Source organism: Streptomyces sp. TAA486, assembly GCF_000426165.1.
Window position 1 is genome coordinate 33874 of record NZ_AUEV01000007.1, and the last position, 15514, is coordinate 49387.

Below are 15514 nucleotides of genomic sequence, written 5' to 3' on the forward strand. Positions count from 1 at the left end.
GCTCACCGCTTCTTCGCACGCTGTACGTGTACGGAAAGCCCCGGCTGACGTGCGATGCCGAGCTGCCTGATGCCGTCCCCGAGGGCGGAGTCGAGGTCGCCGCGCACCTCGTCCAGATCCCTGAAGTGCGCCTGGGCACGCGCCCGTACCTTGCGCCGCCCCACGGCGACGCGCACCGACTGCACGCCGGACACCTTCATGGCGCGGTCCCGCAGCACCAGCGCGGCCGCCGTACGCTCCAACCCTCCACGCACGCCCGCGACTTCGCGGCGCATCGGAAGCAGGCCGCGGCGGCCGGGAGTGACGGCGAGCGCGATCAGCCATACGCCGAGCAGCGTGACGACGCAGGCGGACGCGAGGACCTTGGGGTCGTCGACAGGAGTGACCGCCATCTCGTCGGCGAGGGTGTGGCGCCACGCCATCGCGGAACGGCCCGCCCGCACGGACACCAGGTCGTAGAGCATCAGGCCCGCGGCGCCGAGCGCCAGCAGCGAGACGATGCCCGCGGGCATCCGGCGGACCGACCAGAACCGCCTTGCGCGGCCTGCCTGTCCGGGGCTGCTGCCGGGGTCGTAGCCGGCGGCGGACGTCGACTGTTCCAGGTCTCCCCCGCCGGCCCCCGTGCCTGCCTGCGGCTCCTTCTCCAGCGTCGGCAGCCGCTGGGTGCGCTCGTCGCTCACCGGACCCTCCCGGACCTCTCGCCGTCCAGCTGCGGGGAGTGCAGCCGTTCCACGCCCACGGCCACGTCCGGCACATCCATGCCGACCAATTCCTTCACGCGCGAGACGACTTGACGGCGCACCGCAGCACACTGCGCGCCGATGTCGGAAGGGTAGCCCAGCTCGACCAGGATGCGGACCCGGGCGGTCCGGTCCCGCACCCTGGCGGAGGCGCGGGGCCAGTGACGGGGCCCGGGCGGCACCTGGAGGGCGGCGGGGGTGGCGCGCAGCGCTTCCCGCGCAGCCTGCACGGCGACCTTGGCAACGACCCGTTCCACGACGGTGGTCGCGCCCCGTTCCGTTCCGTCCGTCTCCTCAGCCGCGGTCACCGCCCCGGTCCCGTCACCGTCGCCGGCTCTCGCCACGGATCCGGAAGAAGTCCTCCGCCCGCAGGTCACCGTCGAGGAAGCGACCCACGACGAAGCCGAAGCCGCCCAGCGCCGCCACGAGCAGGAAGGCACCGAACCCGCCGAAATATCCGGCGAAGCCCAACGCCATCCCTGCGATCAAGCCGATCACGGCCATGCTCATCGTGCGCCCCTTCGCTCAGTACCCATCTGCGCCACCCGGGCCGTCCGCAGTCCCGCTACTGCAGCCTGCTACGCCCCGACTCCTCTCCCTCTTCGTCCTCTTCGTCGGGCAACTTGACGTCGCTCACGGCGATGTTGACCTCGACGACCTCAAGGCCCGTCATCCGCTCGACCGCCGAGATGACGTTCTCCCGTACGGAACGGGCGAGATCGGCGATGGCGACCCCGTACTCGACGACGATCTCGAGGTCGAGCGCCGTCTGGACGTCACCGACCTCGGCGCTGACCCCTCGCGCGGGCGACCTGCTGCCGCCGCCAGGGACGCGGTCGCGCATGGCTCCGAACGTGCGGGCCATGCCGCTGCCCAGCGCGTGGACACCGGGCACGTCGCGCGCCGCGAGGCCCGCGATCTTCTCGACGACACCGTCGGAGATGGTGGTACGCCCGCGGTCGCCGACCTCGGCCCTGGGGCGGCGGGTCTCCCCCGCTCCATCGCGTGAGGCTGTGCGCGATCCCTGTCCAGATTCGAAGCGATTGCCGGTCTTGGCGTCGGCCATGGCCTTCACCCCTTTCCGAAAGGGAGCGGTCGAAATTACCGCTCTTGTGCCACATTAGGTGCGCTTGAACCAACTCGCCTCGTACGTTCCCAGCTGGGCGGGTGAACACCCCTCATGGACCGCGCCCGGGCGGACCGCGGGCACCGTGAGTCACACAATGGATTCACAGAGGAACGGAGCGTGGCCGCATGGATGCCGAAGGGCTGTCACACGCCGTACGGCTGCAGCTCGGCCTCGGCCGCCTGCTGCCTCTCGGGGACGCGGCGGACGGGGCGTGGCTGGCGGAGAGCGCTGCCGAGGCGGCACTTCGCAGGGGCGCCGGGGAGGCCCTGCCGGACGCGCGTCTGGGTGGCCTGCGGATCCGTCTGGCGGACCCCCGGAACGCGTCCGAGCCGGCGGTACCGGCGCCTCCGTCGGCACTGCCGCCGGGGCCGTTGCACATCGACGCGGAGTTCGCCTCGTCGCCGCACGCCCCGCTGACGACGATGGCGGAGCTGCTGCGCGCGGCCCTGCTGACGGCGGCCGACCGGGAGCTGGGGCTGCGCGTGGGCACCGTGGATCTCCGGGTCACCGATCTGCGGGCGAGCGGGAACGGGCACGACGGTCACGGCGCCTTCGGCCGTTCCGGCGACAGCTCCGGCGGTGCGGGCGGTGCGGGAGCACAGCGGCAGGGAAGGGACACCGGGGGCCGACGGTCGCCCGGCTCGCGCGGACATCCACCCGCCCCGGCGGACGACCCGCGCGGAGCGGCTACGGCACAGGCGGTCATCTCCGTGCCCGGCGTGACGCGCCTCGCCCCTGTGCTGGGGTCGGCGCCCGGCGGTCAGCCCGCCGACGCTGTGACCGTCATGGACGTGACCGACCGGGACGGGCGTGCGGCGGGGAGGCATCTGCGGATCCAGCTCGCGGTCGCCGAGGGCTCCAGGGCGCTGGACGTGGCGAGGGCCGTGAGGGATGCCGCGGGGAAGGCCGCCGCCTGGGACGCGGAGGAGCCGGACGTGCCGGTGACGGTCGCCGTCCTGGTGAGCGCGATCGACCCGGCAGGGACGTGACCGGTGAGCCCGGCCCGCGGCCCGGCACGACGGCGGTTGCCTACCGCACGGGTGCCGCACCCGGACTCACCGGACCGGTGTGGACTACTCGCCGAGGCCGGCGAGTTCGCGGAGGCGGCGCGTCTGAGCCGCGCGCTCGGCTGCGCACTGCTCCTCGTAGGTGCGCCGCTCGGCGCCCTGGAGCAGGGCCTTCGTCTCGACGACCGCGTCGCGTGGCCCTCCCAACAGGGCGGCCGACAGATCGGCGACGGCGCTGTCGAGTTCGGCGGCCGGCACGACGAGATTGGCCAGCCCGATGCGCTCCGCCTCGGCAGCGTGCACGATTCGGCCCGTCACGCAGATCTCCAGCGCACGGGAGTACCCGAGCAGGGCGACCAGGGGATGCGTGCCCGTCAGGTCGGGAACCAGACCGAGGCTGGTCTCCTTCATGGCGAACTGAACGTCGTCGGCGCACACCCGCACATCCGCGGCCAGCGCCAGCTGGAAGCCCGCCCCGATGGCATGCCCCTGCACGGCGGCGACGCTGATCAGATCGGGACGGCGCCACCAGGTGAACGCCTCCTGGAAGGTGGCGATGGTCTCGTCGATCTTGTCCTCGGCAGCGCCCGCGAGATCCAGGAACGACAGCTCGCCGTCGATCCCTTCGGGGGTGAACGCCTGCTTGTCCAGGCCCGCGGAGAAGGACTTGCCTTCGGCGCGCAGCACCACGACCCGGACATCGCCCGGCAGGGTTCGTCCGGCCTCGGTAAGGGCCCGCCACAGGGCAGGCGACTGGGCGTTGCGCTTGGCCGGATTGGAGAGCGTGACCGTGGCCACGGCGCCGTCCACGGCGAGACGCACGCCGTCCTTGTCCAGCAGGGTCATCGACATCCTCCGGTGGTTACTCAAGGGTCAAGTAACCGAAGAGTAACCACCGGAAGGGATGCCCGGAAGCCCTGTCAGGCCGAGGCGGACTTCTTGCCTCGTGTCGCTCCGCCGCGACCCCGCAGGGCCACGCCGGACTCACTGAGCATTCGATGCACGAAACCGTATGAACGGCCCGTCTCTTCGGCAAGCGCCCGGATGCTCGCACCGCCGTCGTACTTCTTCTTGAGGTCTGCCGCGAGCTTTTCGCGCGCGGTGCCGGTCACCCGGCTGCCCTTCTTCAGAGTCTCGGCCACCCGTGCCTCCTCATGGGAAGTGCGCTTTGTGACTCTCATGATCACCCCTCCCCCTGCTTCTGGCCACCCATTCGGCAAGGTCCGTGGAACAGCCGTGACCGGCGGACTACCGCCCGTTTGCGGTGGAACGAGAGATTCCGCTGGCCGGATCTACGTGGTCCACGGGCGGGCCCCGGTGAAGCTCCAGGTCAGCGAGGGAGATCTTCGTCACGGAGCGGGAGCGGGGATGCCTGCCACATGTGCGCGAGCCCGCCCGGCGAGCACGCCGGGATACGAGCCGCTCTCACTCATATGAAGGATCAAGCGTCGGCCGAATGATCCAGCGGAGATTGATCAAGGAGCGGCCGGACGGTCAGGCCAGGGCGACAAGATCGGCGTACTCGTCGTTCCACAGGTCCTCGACGCCGTCCGGGAGCATGATGATCCGCTCCGGCTCCAGCGCCTCGACCGCCCCCTCGTCGTGGGTGACCAGGACGACGGCACCGGTGAAGGTGTGCAGGGCGCCCAGGATCTCCTCGCGGCTGGCCGGGTCGAGGTTGTTGGTGGGCTCGTCGAGAAGCAGCACGTTGGCCGACGAGACCACGAGCGTCGCCAGCGCCAGACGCGTCTTCTCACCGCCGGAGAGCACCGCGGCGGGCTTGTCCACGTCGTCTCCTGAGAAGAGGAACGAGCCGAGCGTCTTGCGGATGTCGACGAGATCCATGTCGGGGGCCGCGGAGCGCATGTTCTCCAGGACGGTCCGCGCGGGGTCGAGCGTCTCGTGCTCCTGCGCGTAGTAGCCCAGCTTGAGGCCGTGCCCGGGTACGACCTTGCCCGTGTCCGGTTCCTCGATCCCGGAGAGGAGGCGCAGCAGCGTGGTCTTGCCCGCGCCGTTGAGGCCGAGGATGACGACGCGTGAGCCCTTGTCGACCGCGAGGTCGACGCCGGTGAAGATCTCCAGTGAGCCGTAGGACTTGGAGAGGTCCTCCGCCATCAGTGGTGTCCTGCCGCAGGGCGCCGGATCGGGGAAGCGCAGCTTGGCGACCTTGTCGGACTGCCGCTCGTCCTCGAGCCCGGACAGCAGCTTCTCGGCGCGGCGGGCCATGTTCTTGGCGGCGACGGCCTTGGTGGCCTTGGCGCGCATCTTGTCGGCCTGGGAGTTGAGCGCGGCGGCCTTCTTCTCGGCGTTGGCGCGCTCGCGCTTGCGGCGCTTCTCGTCGTCCTCACGCTGGACGACGTACTGCTTCCAGCCCATGTTGTAGATGTCGATCGCCGCGCGGTTGGCGTCCAGATAGAAGACCTTGTTGACGACGGTCTCGATGAGCGCCAGGTCGTGGGAGATGACCACGAGGCCGCCGCGGTAGGTCTTGAGGAAGTCCCTGAGCCATACGACGGAGTCGGCGTCGAGGTGGTTGGTCGGCTCGTCGAGGAGAAGGGTGTCGGCGTCCGAGAAGAGGATGCGGGCCAGCTCGACGCGGCGGCGCTGTCCGCCGGAGAGGGTGTGCAGCGCCTGGTTCATCACCCGGTCGGGCAGGCCGAGGCTCGCGGCGATGGTGGCCGCTTCCGCCTCAGCGGCGTAGCCGCCCTTGGTGAGGAATTCCGTCTCCAGCCGCTCGTACTTCTTCAGCGCACGCTCGCGGGTGGCTCCCTGGCCGTGTGCGATGCGGTCCTCGTTCTCCCGCATCTTGCGCATCACGACGTCGAGGCCGCGCGCGGAGAGGATGCGGTCACGGGCGACGATCTCGAGGTCGCCGGTGCGCGGGTCCTGCGGCAGATAGCCGACCTCACCGCCACGGCTGATGGTGCCCGAGGCGGGGGAACCCTCACCCGCGAGGCACTTGGTGAGCGTCGTCTTGCCGGCGCCGTTGCGGCCGACGAGGCCGATGCGGTCACCCCTGGCGATGCGGAAGGTGGCGGACTCGATCAGGATGCGGGCGCCGGCGCGCAGCTCGAGGCCGGTGGCGGTGATCACGGACTACTCCAGGCAGGGTCAGGACGTACGTACGGACGGGGACGGCGGCGTACGTACGGCGCTAATGCATCGGGTGAGTAGCCATGTCGCCAGTCTAGCGGCGTGGCGCAACTGCTTTCCCCGCGTGGTTTCCCCGCGCCGGTGTCAGTGACCGGTGCCACACTTCGGATCGGCCGGAGGTGTTCCGGCCTCTGCCGGCCCGAAGGAAGGCGAGCGGCATGCCCGACGCACCCACGCTGTACCCGACGCTGCTCTACAAGGACGCCAAGGCAGCCATCGCACAGCTGGAGGACGCGTTCGGCTTCAGACGCGTCGCGGTGTACGAGGCGGACGACGGCACGGTGATGCACGCCGAGGTGTCCTACGGCAACGGCGCCGTGATGGTCGGCACCAAGGGCAGGGAGGGCGTCTTCTCCGAGGCGATGCGCGGGGCGGGGACAGTCGGGATCTACGTGGTGGTCCAGGACGTGGACGCGCACTGCGCGCGTGCGCGCGATGCGGGCGCGGAGATCCTCATGGAGCCCGTCGACCAGGACTACGGCTCACGGGACTACTTGGCGCGTGACCTCGAGGGCAACGTGTGGAGCTTCGGCACCTACACGCCCGCGCTGGGCGGTTGAGCCTCTGACGGGCCGGCAGCCGCACGGCCCTTTCCGTCAGACTCCGCCGGTGTGCACCTGGAAGGCCGCGCGGCGCACCGCCTTGGCGAGGGCGGGGTCGGGGTGTGCGGCCGCGAGGGCGACCAGCACCTGCACGGTGCGCGGATGCCCGACTGCGCGTACCTCCTCCAAGAGCTTCGGCACGGTGCCCTGCACGGCCGTCTCCAAGTGGTCGACGAGCAGGCGCTGTTCGCCGTGGTCGGTGACCGCCGCCGCGGTGTCGACCCACAGCCACGTCGCCTCCTGACGGCTGAGCACTCCCGGGGCACCTCCGGCGAGGTCCTCGGGGTCGGCCCCGTCCAGCTCTGCCAGCCAGAGCAGTGCGTAGGGGCGAAGGGGCGGCTCCTGCAGTCCTTCCCGTACGGCCTCCTCGGCGGGGGCGCCGATGACGCGCAGGGCCTCGAAGGCCAGGCCGCGGATGAGGGCGTCGTCGCCGCGGGCAGCCGCCAGGAGTTCGGTGACGGCGGCGCCGTTGGACCGGGCGGCGATCCAGGCGCGGTACTCGTCGCGGGCCGGACCGGGCGTGAGCCGTGCGCAGCCGCGCAGCATGTCCTGGGCGGACTGCTCGATGTTCCCCGCGGGGCTCTGGGCGGCGACGCAGATCTGTTCGAGCTTGGTCCATACGGCCCAGTTGCCGAGCGGGGTGAGCACCGCCGAGCCCTGCCGTACGCCCGTCTCCCCTTCCGCACCCTGCGGTTCGGAGGACGCCTCGGCATCGGTGCACCGGGTGAGGGCTCCTACGGCGGCGAAACCGTCGAGCGCCCAGTCGAGCAGAGCGGGCAGAAGCACCTGTTCGGACTGGTCCGTGACGGCGGCGCCGTTGCCGGCCTCCGGGGAGGAGGCCTCATCGATGGCGTCACGCTCGGCGCGCAGTTCGGCCACGCGCTGGGCCAGCAGGTCGTGCAGGGCGGGGAAGGTGACGGGCCCGGCGGTCAGATGCATGACAGAAAGCAACTGGGGCGCGGCCTCCACCACTTCGGCGACGAGCGCGGGATCCGCGGGAGTCGGCGCCGGATAGGCGAGTGACCATGCGTCGAAGAGCGCCATCCAGCCACGCAGCACCGCGCTGTCGTCACGCTCCCAGGCGCGCAGCCGCCATCCGGGACGTGCGGTGCCGCCGTGCAGCTCGATGAGCCCGGCGAGGCGTGCGCGGTCCCAGTGGGTGCGTACGTCCTCGGCGGACATGCGCAGTGCGGCGGCGGCCCGTTCGCGTTCCGGGCCGCTGCCGGGGAGCGCCTCGTTCCGCTCGGCCCAGCGGGCGAGCACGACGGCGTCGGCGAGCGCGGCCCTGGCCTGCCGGGCCAGCTGCTCGCGGGGCGGCAGCCCTTCGGGCGGCGGCGGGGACGGGCGCCGGCGGCGGGCTGTCACGGTGCGCCGGGCGGCGGCGATCGGCCGCGTGGGGACGAGGCGGAGCGGGTTGTCTCGCGGGGTACGGGACGACGTCACAGGAGCAGTCTTCACGGTCTGCGGCGCAAACCCCAAACGGGGTCCCGGAATGACCGAATCCGCTTGCTGTGGCAGGGCGGATTTCCGTGCAGCGATGCCCATTTGAGGGATGAAAGCGGGCGGCTCGGCTCGCTCGTCGCGGCGGTGCGCGTGCGTCCGTGCCCGTGCCTCTCCGGTGCTTCCTCTTTGCCGCTCCGCCGGCTCCGGTCGTGGCCGTCGCGCGCGTCCCGCGCCGCCCCCCCGGCAGGGTTACATCAGCGGCGTCAGGAATTGGCGAAGCCGCTCCTCGTACGCCTCCGGGTCGGCGTTCCACATCGCCGCGTGCGGGGCGTTGGGGACCGTCTGGAGGCGGACGAACTCCCCGCGGGTGCCGGCGAGTTCCTCCGAGCGCTGCCAGGAGGCGACGGTGTCGTCGGGTCCGTGCAGCACCAGAGCCGGGACGTCCAGTGCGGCCGGGTCCACGATCTGCCGCAGGCGTTCCTGCTCGACACGTGCACGTCCTTGAGCGGCACGCTGGGCCAGCGGCAGCAGCGCCCGCGGGGTGTGCCGGGACGCCGCGAGCGCGCGCACGGTTGCCCACCAGTCCAGTACGGGCGAGTCGAGCACGAGGCCGGCGACCCTGCCGACGGCGTCGGGGTCCACGCCGCCGTCACCCGCGACACCGCCGCTCGCGTCGACCGCGGCAGCGGCCGGCCCGGAGCGGTGGCCGCTCAACTCGTCCGCCGCGCGCATCGCCATGGAGGCGCCGGCGGACCAGCCGTGCAGGACGACCCGGGTGGCTCCGCTGCGCACCGCGTAGGCGATCGCCGCCTCGGCGTCACGCCATTCGGTGCCGCCGAGGTGGCGTACGCCGTCGGGCGGCGGCGGCGCCCCATCGTCGCCGCGGTAAGCCAGGCCGAGCACGGGGAGCTTGAGGCCGGCGTAGAAGGGGAGAAGGGGCAACGCCTGTGCCGGGGTCGCGCCGAGCCCGTGCAGCGTGATGATCCAGGTGTCGCGCTCGCCGGGCATGAACCATGCGGGCAGCGGGCCGAGTTCACCGGGCACCTGGACCGCGGTGCGGGAGAGGGCGCCGTCGATGCCCGAAGCGCCGTCCGAGCCCGCGTCGGAATCGTCCGTGTACAGCTGCGGGGTGAACCACACCTTGGTACCGGGCTTGAGCTCACCGCGGTCGACCCGCTCCAGGCGGCGCACGACGGTGTCGGCGGGCGCCTTGGAGGGCTCCCCGTCCAGTACGGGGCCGACGACCGCGTGGCAGTCCCGCCCGACCAGCCCGTAGACACCCGGAAGCTGCGCGGTCAGGGAGCGGGTGAGGGAGACGCGGCCGTCGCCGACGTCGTGCACGGTCAGCGGAGGTCCGCCGAACCCGGCGGGAAGCTGCCCGCCCGTCGGCGCCTTGCCGGGACGCGCGGGCCGCAGGGCCGCGTCGGCGGCGTACCGTCCGGCAGCCAGTGCCGCGACACCGGCGACCGTCACTGAGGTGGCGGCCAGGGCCGCGTTGCGCAGACGCATTGCGCCAGTGTCGGTGACGGAACGGCCACGAGGCCAGTGCTGCGGTGCCGCCCGGGTGAACTCCCCGCCGGGGCACGTGCGTCCGCACGCCGCCGAGGTGCCGCAGTGGGGCTGTTCACTGCGCGGCGGGCCGCTGCCCGTATCCCTTGAACTTCTCCTCCACACGGGCGAGTTCGTCGTCCGGGATCAGGGAGGGCGTGCGTCCGGGCACCGAGGAGGCGGCCAGCCAGACGCGGCACATCCACTCCAGCTGGGCGGTGCGGTCGTACGCCTGGACGAGGTTCTCGCCGTACGCGACGGTGCCGTGGTTCTGCAGCAGACAGGCGTAGCGGCCGTCGAGGGCGGTGAGCATGTGTGCGGCGAGTTCGTCGCTGCCGAAGGTGGCGTACGGCGCGACGCGTACGGGGCCGCCAAGCTCGGCCGTGATGTAGTGAACGGCGGGGACTTCGGGCACGAGGGTGGAGACGGCCGTGGCGTGCACTGCGTGCGTGTGCACCACCGCCCGCGCGCCGGTGTGCCGGTAGACGGCCAGATGCATGGGGAGTTCACTCGTCGGCGACAGACTCCCGGCTGTGCGCCGCCCTTCGAGGTCCACGGCGCACAACTCGGCGTCGCCGAGGCGTTCGTAGGAGAGACCGCTAGGGGTCACGAGAACCGTGTCCCCCACTCGCACGGAGAGGTTGCCGGAGGTTCCCACGACGAGCCCCTCGGCGGTCGTGCGCCGAGCGGTGTGCACCAACTCCCGCCAGGCGCCGAGCAATTCAGCCGACTCCACGGCCTGTTCCTCCTCTGCTGCTGTTCTTCGCGTGCGCCGCCGCCAGGCCCTGCCGCAGCCGTTGAAGAGGGCGAAGACACTGGTGGGACGGGTGTGTGACGCCGCTCACAACAGACCCCGTGAGGTGACACCCCGAGGCCCGCCGCAGTTCACCTTCCGTTCACCCGTTCTCCCTACGTTCATCTGGACATCAACCATCGAGCTGATTGTGCCTGGGTGAATGGAACACATCACGCTTCTCATCGGGATCGTGATCGTCACGGCCTTGGTGTTCGACTTTACGAACGGCTTCCACGACACGGCCAACGCCATGGCCACCACCATCTCCACCGGGGCCCTCAAGCCCAAGACAGCGGTGGCGATGTCGGCGGTCCTCAACCTCGTTGGAGCGTTCCTCTCCATCGAGGTGGCCAAGACCATCTCATCAGGAATCATCGACGAAGGCTCCGGTATCCAGCCTGAAGTGATCTTCGCCGGGCTGGTCGGAGCGATCATCTGGAATCTGCTGACCTGGCTCGCCGGGCTTCCCTCCAGTTCCTCCCACGCGCTGATGGGCGGCCTCCTCGGCGCCACGGTGGCCTCCGTCGGCATCGGCGCCGTCAACGGCGGCACCGTGGTGATGAAGGTGCTCATCCCGGCGATCGCCGCTCCGCTGGTCGCGGGCCTCGCCGCGCTCTTCGCGACGCGACTGACCTACCGGGCGGCGCGCAAGGCCGACGAGCAGCAGACCGCGAAGGGCTACCGTGCGGGGCAGATCACCTCCGCCGGGCTGGTCTCCCTCGCCCACGGCACCAACGACGCGCAGAAGACCATGGGTGTCATCACCCTCGCGCTGATCACCGGCGGCGTGATCGCCCCGCAGGCGGACCCGCCGACCTGGGTGATCGTCTCGGCCGGGCTGGCCATCGCCCTCGGTACGTATCTGGGCGGCTGGCGGATCATCCGCACCATGGGCAACGGCATCACCGACATCAAGCCTCCGCAGGGATTCGCGGCGCAGACCTCCGCCGCGGTCACGATCCTCGCCTCCTCCCACATCGGCTTCTCCCTCTCCACCACGCACGTGTGCTCCGGCGCCGTCATGGGCTCGGGAGTCGGCCGCAAGGGCGGCGTCGTGCGCTGGTCGACGGCGGCCCGCATGGTGGCGGGCTGGGGCCTGACGCTTCCGGCGGCGGCGCTCGTCGCCGCGGGTGCTGCGGTGCTGGCGCGGCAGGGCGACTGGGGCGTCGGCACGGTCGCGGCGCTCGCGCTCGCCATCAGCGGCGGCATCTGGCTGCTCTCGCGCCGCCAGCCCGTCGACCACACGAATGTCAACGACGCGGCCCTGCCCGGGACTTCCGGGCCGGAACCCGCCGGGGTCGTCACGGCAGCGCTGCGTACCGTCGCGCCGCCGCCCGTGGCGTCGGCCCACAACAGGGCGGACGGCAACGGGGGGCCGGCAAGGACCCCGGAGGGCGTCGGCACGGCGAGTTCGTCTTCGCAGACCGAGACGGAGCGCGGGCGAGCGGCCTCCACTCTCGGCTAGGTGACCGGGCCGGTGCGGTCCACGGGCTCCGCACCGCACCGGCTCGGCAACCGACCAGCAGTCACAACCGGACCACACACCCGGACCACGGATCGCGATCCCGGCCCGGAAGACAGACAGGGAAACGCTATGGACATCGACTGGGCAGCGCTCGGCGAGGTATTCGGCGTGAGCCTCGTAGCCACGGTCGCCCTGGTGGGCGTGTTCACGCTCGGCATCGTGGGTGCGTCCGCCGGCAAGGCCGGCGGCTCGCACGGCGGTGGCGCGTCCGTGCTCGCACGCACCGGGTCGTACGCGTGCTTCGCGCTGTGCGCGGCCGCCGTCGCCTACGGCATCTACATCATCACCGCGCCCTGAACGACCGGGCGCCGGCGAACCGTTGACAGCGGCCGCCGATACCGGAAGGGGTACGGAGCAGCGCTCCGTACCCCTTTTCCATGCGGCGGCGGGGTTCCCCGTGTGCCTGCTCACACTCTCCCGTCGCAGGTCAAGGGCGAGTTGACGCCCCTCCTGGTACGTGGTGGACTGCCGATGCCCAACGGCGGCAGGAGAGGAAGCCGGTGCGAATCCGGCGCGGTCCCGCCACTGTCACCGGGGAGCGCACCCCCAACCGAAGGCCACGGCCCATCAGTTCGACGGGCGGGAAGGCCGGGGGACGCAGCGATCCGGGAGCCAGGAGACTCTCGCCGCCGGCACGTCGAACCAGGGCGAGGACCCTGAGTGAGGACTCCGTCATGCGTGGCTACTCAGCCTCTCCCCCGCCCGTGTCCGTTCCCGAGTCCGCGACGGCTGCCGCTGCCGCGCGGGTCCCCGCCCGCGTCCACGGCGGCTGCGGCGACAGCTTTGACGACGACTTCCGCGACGGCTTCCGTGACGACATGAACGTCCGCGTCCCCGGCAGGCACGTCCCGCACCGTGGCCGCCCGCGGCGCGGCATGCTCCTCCGAGGCACTACAACGGCACGCTGACGGTGCGGGCTCATCGCGCCTACATATGCGGCGCGGCCCTCGGTCAACTGGGCGACGCGCTGCTGGGCGACCCCCGCCGAGGGCACCCCGTGGCCGCTTTCGGCCGGGCCGCCGCCGCTGCCGAGCGCGCCCTGTGGCGGGACCACCGCGGTGCGGGCGCCCTGCACACGGCGCTGACCGTCGCCGGAGCCGTCACTGCCGTCACCACGCTCTCCCGCACCGCACGCGCTCTCGCGGGCACCGGTGGCGCCACCCTCGCCGACGCCGCAGTGACGTGGACCGTGCTGGGCGGCACCGGGCTCCGCCGGGAGGCCCTTGCCGTGGCCGCCGCTCTGGAGAGCGGCGATGTCGCGGGCGCGCGGCGGCTGTTGCCGCATCTGTGCGGCCGCGACCCTCAGGCGCTGGACGCGGACGCCATCGCGCGGGCCGTCGTGGAGTCGGTGGCGGAGAACACCTCGGACGCGGTCGTGGGCGCCCTGGTGTGGGGCGCGGCCGCCGGAGCCCCGGGCATGGCCGCCTTCCGCGCGGTCAACACCCTCGACGCGATGTTCGGTCACCGGTCGCCGCGTCACCTGCGCTTCGGCTGGGCGGCCGCCCGCCTGGACGACGCCGCGGGATGGCCGGGCGCACGCCTGACCGCCGCGCTCGCCGCGCTCGCCGGTCCGTCGCCGCGCGGGGCCTTGCGTGCCTGGCGTACCGACGCCCCCTCGCATCCCAGTCCCAACGCAGGCCCGGTGGAAGCCTCGTTCGCCGGCGCTCTGGGCGTGCGTCTGGGCGGAACCCTCAGCTACGGCGGACGCACCGAGCACCGGCCGGTCCTCAACTCCCCTGGCCGCGCTGTACGTACGGACGACATCGCGGCAGCCGTCCAACTCTCGCGGCGTGTCAGCGCCCTGGCGCTGCTGGTGACCTCGGTGGCCGGTGCGTTCGGCAGGAAGCGCCGGGCGGAAAGGGGCATCGGATGACGACGGCCGGTGAACAAGGCAGGCATGCGCGAAGGCCCGGTGCCGGCGGGCAGGGCGGCGGACTTCTCGTCGCGGGCACGACCTCCGACGCCGGCAAGAGCGTCGTCACCGCAGGCATCTGCCGCTGGCTGACGCGCAAGGGCCTGAAGGTCGCGCCCTTCAAGGCGCAGAACATGTCGCTCAATTCGTACGTGACGCTGGAGGGCGCCGAGATAGGCCGCGCGCAGGCCATGCAGGCTGCCGCCGCCAACACCGAGCCGACAGCGCTGATGAATCCCGTGCTGCTCAAACCCGGCAGCGACAGCAGCAGCCAGGTCGTGTTGCTCGGCAAGCCGGTCGGCGAGATGAGCGCGGGCGGCTACCACTCCGGCAAGCAGGAGCGGCTGCTGGGCACGGTCGCGGACTGCCTCGCCGAGCTGCGGCGCACGCACGACGCGGTGATCTGCGAAGGCGCCGGCAGCCCCGCGGAGATCAACCTGCGCCGCACCGACATCGTCAACATGGGCCTGGCCAGGGCCGCCGGACTGCCCGTCGTGGTCGTCGGGGACATCGACCGCGGGGGCGTCTTCGCCTCCTTCTTCGGCACGACGGCGCTGCTGGCGGACCGGGACCAGAAACTGCTCGCGGGGTACGTGGTCAACAAGTTCCGCGGCGACGTGGCGCTGCTGGAGCCGGGTCTGGAGATGCTCCACGGGCTGACGGGCCGGCCCGTACTGGGCGTGCTGCCCTTCCGCCACGGGCTGGGCATCGACGAGGAGGACGGGCTGGGGGTCCCCCCGGACGGAGTCTGGGGGAGGGTCTCCCGCAGCACCGTCCGCGAGTCGGCGACGGCGCCCCCGCACGGAAGCGACGTGCTGCGCGTCGCCGTCGTGCCGGTGCCTCTGATGTCGAACTTCACCGACGTCGACGCCCTCGCCGCCGAACCCGGGGTCGTCGTCAGGTTCACGGACCGACCCGAGGAACTCGCCGTCGCCGACCTGGTCGTACTGCCCGGCACCCGTGGCACGGTTCGGGCGCTGGCGTGGCTGCGCGAGCGCGGACTCGCGGACGCGGTACGGCGCCGCGCGGCCGAAGGGCTGCCGGTCCTCGGCATCTGCGGGGGCTTCCAGATGCTGGGCGAGCGCATCGAGGACGACGTCGAGTCCCGGGCGGGCACCGTCGAAGGGCTGGGGCTGCTGCCGGTCCGGGTGAGGTTCGCGCCCGAGAAGACGCTCACCCGTCCGTCGGGCCGGGCCCTCGGTGAGCACGCCGAGGGCTACGAGATCCATCACGGCGTCGCCGAAGTGCTGGGCGGTGAGGCCGTGTTCAGCGGTGCGGACGGCGCGGCCCTGGACGGCTGCCGCTCTGGCGCCGTGTGGGGCACGCACTGGCACGGGTCGCTGGAGAGCGACGGCTTCCGGCGGGCCCTTCTGCGCCGCGTGGCCGCCGACGCGGGACGCACCGGGTTCGTACCGGCACCGGACACGAGCTTCGCGGCGCTGCGCGAGGAGCAACTGGAGCGCCTGGGCGATCTCATCGAGGAACACGCCGACACGGACGCGCTGCTGCGCCTGATCGAGGAAGGCCCGCCGCCGGGCCTGCCCTTCATCGCCCCGGGGGCGCCCGAGGCACAACACGCGGGAGTGTCCTCATGAGCACTGTTCTGCTCCGCTCCACCACCGGCACTGAACTGCCCGCGATGAACCTGGCGGGCCAACT

Annotated in this window: 17 protein-coding genes and 1 riboswitch; of the genes, 7 read left to right on the forward strand and 10 right to left on the reverse strand. The window is 72.0% G+C overall.

What is annotated here, in order from left to right; genetic code table 11:
* Positions 1 to 2: 2 nt before the first annotated feature.
* From I004_RS0110975 to I004_RS0110990, 4 genes are read right to left on the reverse strand one after another with little or no spacing between them, the layout of a single operon-like run.
* Entirely contained in the window at positions 3 to 680 is a 678-nt protein-coding gene (locus I004_RS0110975; RefSeq protein WP_028435531.1) for a DUF6286 domain-containing protein, read from the reverse strand.
* The gene (locus I004_RS0110980) at positions 677 to 1048 is read right to left on the reverse strand and encodes a hypothetical protein (RefSeq protein WP_028435532.1); all 372 of its coding nucleotides are present in this window, start codon (positions 1046 to 1048) and stop codon (positions 677 to 679) included. Before I004_RS0110980 ends, I004_RS0110975 begins: the two co-directional genes overlap by 4 nt.
* A 13-nt stretch (positions 1049 to 1061) precedes the next feature.
* A complete protein-coding gene (locus I004_RS0110985) occupies positions 1062 to 1250 on the reverse strand; it encodes a hypothetical protein (protein ID WP_028435533.1) in 189 nt (62 codons plus the stop codon).
* Positions 1251 to 1305: 55 nt separating this feature from the next.
* Positions 1306 to 1806 carry an Asp23/Gls24 family envelope stress response protein gene (locus I004_RS0110990; RefSeq protein ID WP_028435534.1) on the reverse strand — a complete coding sequence of 167 codons (501 nt, stop codon included), beginning with the start codon at positions 1804 to 1806 and terminating at the stop codon, positions 1306 to 1308.
* Positions 1807 to 1994: 188 nt separating this feature from the next.
* On the opposite strand from I004_RS0110990, the gene I004_RS0110995 reads away from it, so the two are divergent.
* Positions 1995 to 2858, forward strand: coding sequence for a hypothetical protein (locus I004_RS0110995; protein ID WP_028435535.1), 864 nt, complete (start codon positions 1995 to 1997; stop codon positions 2856 to 2858).
* 84 nt (positions 2859 to 2942) lie between these two features.
* Here I004_RS0110995 and I004_RS0111000 read toward each other — a convergent pair whose 3' ends face one another.
* From I004_RS0111000 to I004_RS0111010, 3 genes are all read right to left on the reverse strand, one after another.
* A complete protein-coding gene (locus I004_RS0111000; RefSeq protein ID WP_028435536.1) occupies positions 2943 to 3722 on the reverse strand; it encodes an enoyl-CoA hydratase/isomerase family protein in 780 nt (259 codons plus the stop codon).
* A gap of 74 nt (positions 3723 to 3796) precedes the next feature.
* Entirely contained in the window at positions 3797 to 4018 is a 222-nt protein-coding gene (locus I004_RS0111005; RefSeq protein WP_028435537.1) for a helix-turn-helix domain-containing protein, read from the reverse strand.
* Between the two features lie 352 nt (positions 4019 to 4370).
* Positions 4371 to 5969 (reverse strand): ABC-F family ATP-binding cassette domain-containing protein, encoded by a 1599-nt coding sequence (locus I004_RS0111010; protein WP_028435538.1) that lies wholly within the window; start codon positions 5967 to 5969, stop codon positions 4371 to 4373.
* A gap of 218 nt (positions 5970 to 6187) precedes the next feature.
* Between I004_RS0111010 and I004_RS0111015 the strand changes: the two genes are divergently transcribed.
* Positions 6188 to 6589, forward strand: coding sequence for a VOC family protein (locus tag I004_RS0111015; RefSeq protein ID WP_028435539.1), 402 nt, complete (start codon positions 6188 to 6190; stop codon positions 6587 to 6589).
* Between the two features lie 36 nt (positions 6590 to 6625).
* Here the strand turns inward: I004_RS0111015 and I004_RS0111020 are convergent, their stop codons facing one another.
* The 3 genes from I004_RS0111020 to I004_RS0111030 form a co-directional block, all read right to left on the reverse strand.
* Positions 6626 to 8074, reverse strand: coding sequence for a hypothetical protein (locus tag I004_RS0111020; RefSeq protein WP_078511012.1), 1449 nt, complete (start codon positions 8072 to 8074; stop codon positions 6626 to 6628).
* Positions 8075 to 8323: 249 nt separating this feature from the next.
* Complete coding sequence (locus tag I004_RS0111025) at positions 8324 to 9583, reverse strand: alpha/beta fold hydrolase (protein ID WP_028435541.1); 1260 nt, start codon at positions 9581 to 9583, stop codon at positions 8324 to 8326.
* Between the two features lie 115 nt (positions 9584 to 9698).
* Positions 9699 to 10358 (reverse strand): class II aldolase/adducin family protein, encoded by a 660-nt coding sequence (locus I004_RS0111030; protein ID WP_028435542.1) that lies wholly within the window; start codon positions 10356 to 10358, stop codon positions 9699 to 9701.
* Between the two features lie 220 nt (positions 10359 to 10578).
* Here I004_RS0111030 and I004_RS33355 point away from each other — a divergent pair, with 220 nt between their 5' ends.
* The 5 genes from I004_RS33355 to I004_RS0111050 all read left to right on the forward strand — a co-directional run bounded on the left by I004_RS33355 (position 10579) and on the right by I004_RS0111050 (position 15450).
* On the forward strand, positions 10579 to 11883 hold the full coding sequence (locus I004_RS33355) for an inorganic phosphate transporter (protein ID WP_051344929.1): 1305 nt from the start codon (positions 10579 to 10581) through the stop codon (positions 11881 to 11883).
* Between the two features lie 129 nt (positions 11884 to 12012).
* Complete coding sequence (locus I004_RS0111040; RefSeq protein ID WP_028435543.1) at positions 12013 to 12240, forward strand: hypothetical protein; 228 nt, start codon at positions 12013 to 12015, stop codon at positions 12238 to 12240.
* Between the two features lie 194 nt (positions 12241 to 12434).
* Positions 12435 to 12565: riboswitch (cobalamin riboswitch) on the forward strand.
* A gap of 52 nt (positions 12566 to 12617) precedes the next feature.
* On the forward strand, positions 12618 to 12851 hold the full coding sequence (locus I004_RS33360; RefSeq protein WP_037975806.1) for a hypothetical protein: 234 nt from the start codon (positions 12618 to 12620) through the stop codon (positions 12849 to 12851).
* Between the two features lie 2 nt (positions 12852 to 12853).
* On the forward strand, positions 12854 to 13816 hold the full coding sequence (locus I004_RS0111045) for a cobalamin biosynthesis protein (RefSeq protein ID WP_028435544.1): 963 nt from the start codon (positions 12854 to 12856) through the stop codon (positions 13814 to 13816).
* Positions 13813 to 15450: a cobyric acid synthase gene (locus I004_RS0111050; protein ID WP_028435545.1), complete on the forward strand. Its 1638-nt coding sequence runs from the start codon at positions 13813 to 13815 to the stop codon at positions 15448 to 15450. Before I004_RS0111045 ends, I004_RS0111050 begins: the two co-directional genes overlap by 4 nt.
* The last annotated feature ends 64 nt before the right edge of the window (positions 15451 to 15514 follow it).

Bases quoted from the DNA above. Each gene is read 5' to 3' on its own strand.
- I004_RS0110985 (WP_028435533.1), bottom strand. From the start codon at position 1,250: ATGAGCATGGCCGTGATCGGCTTGATCGCAGGGATGGCGTTGGGCTTC.
- I004_RS0110990 (WP_028435534.1), bottom strand. From the start codon at position 1,806: ATGGCCGACGCCAAGACCGGCAATCGCTTCGAATCTGGACAGGGATCG.
- I004_RS0110995 (WP_028435535.1), top strand. From the start codon at position 1,995: ATGGATGCCGAAGGGCTGTCACACGCCGTACGGCTGCAGCTCGGCCTC.
- I004_RS0111000 (WP_028435536.1), bottom strand. From the start codon at position 3,722: ATGACCCTGCTGGACAAGGACGGCGTGCGTCTCGCCGTGGACGGCGCC.
- I004_RS0111015 (WP_028435539.1), top strand. From the start codon at position 6,188: ATGCCCGACGCACCCACGCTGTACCCGACGCTGCTCTACAAGGACGCC.
- I004_RS0111025 (WP_028435541.1), bottom strand. From the start codon at position 9,583: ATGCGTCTGCGCAACGCGGCCCTGGCCGCCACCTCAGTGACGGTCGCC.
- I004_RS33355 (WP_051344929.1), top strand. From the start codon at position 10,579: ATGGAACACATCACGCTTCTCATCGGGATCGTGATCGTCACGGCCTTG.
- I004_RS0111040 (WP_028435543.1), top strand. From the start codon at position 12,013: ATGGACATCGACTGGGCAGCGCTCGGCGAGGTATTCGGCGTGAGCCTC.
- I004_RS33360 (WP_037975806.1), top strand. From the start codon at position 12,618: ATGCGTGGCTACTCAGCCTCTCCCCCGCCCGTGTCCGTTCCCGAGTCC.
- I004_RS0111050 (WP_028435545.1), top strand. From the start codon at position 13,813: ATGACGACGGCCGGTGAACAAGGCAGGCATGCGCGAAGGCCCGGTGCC.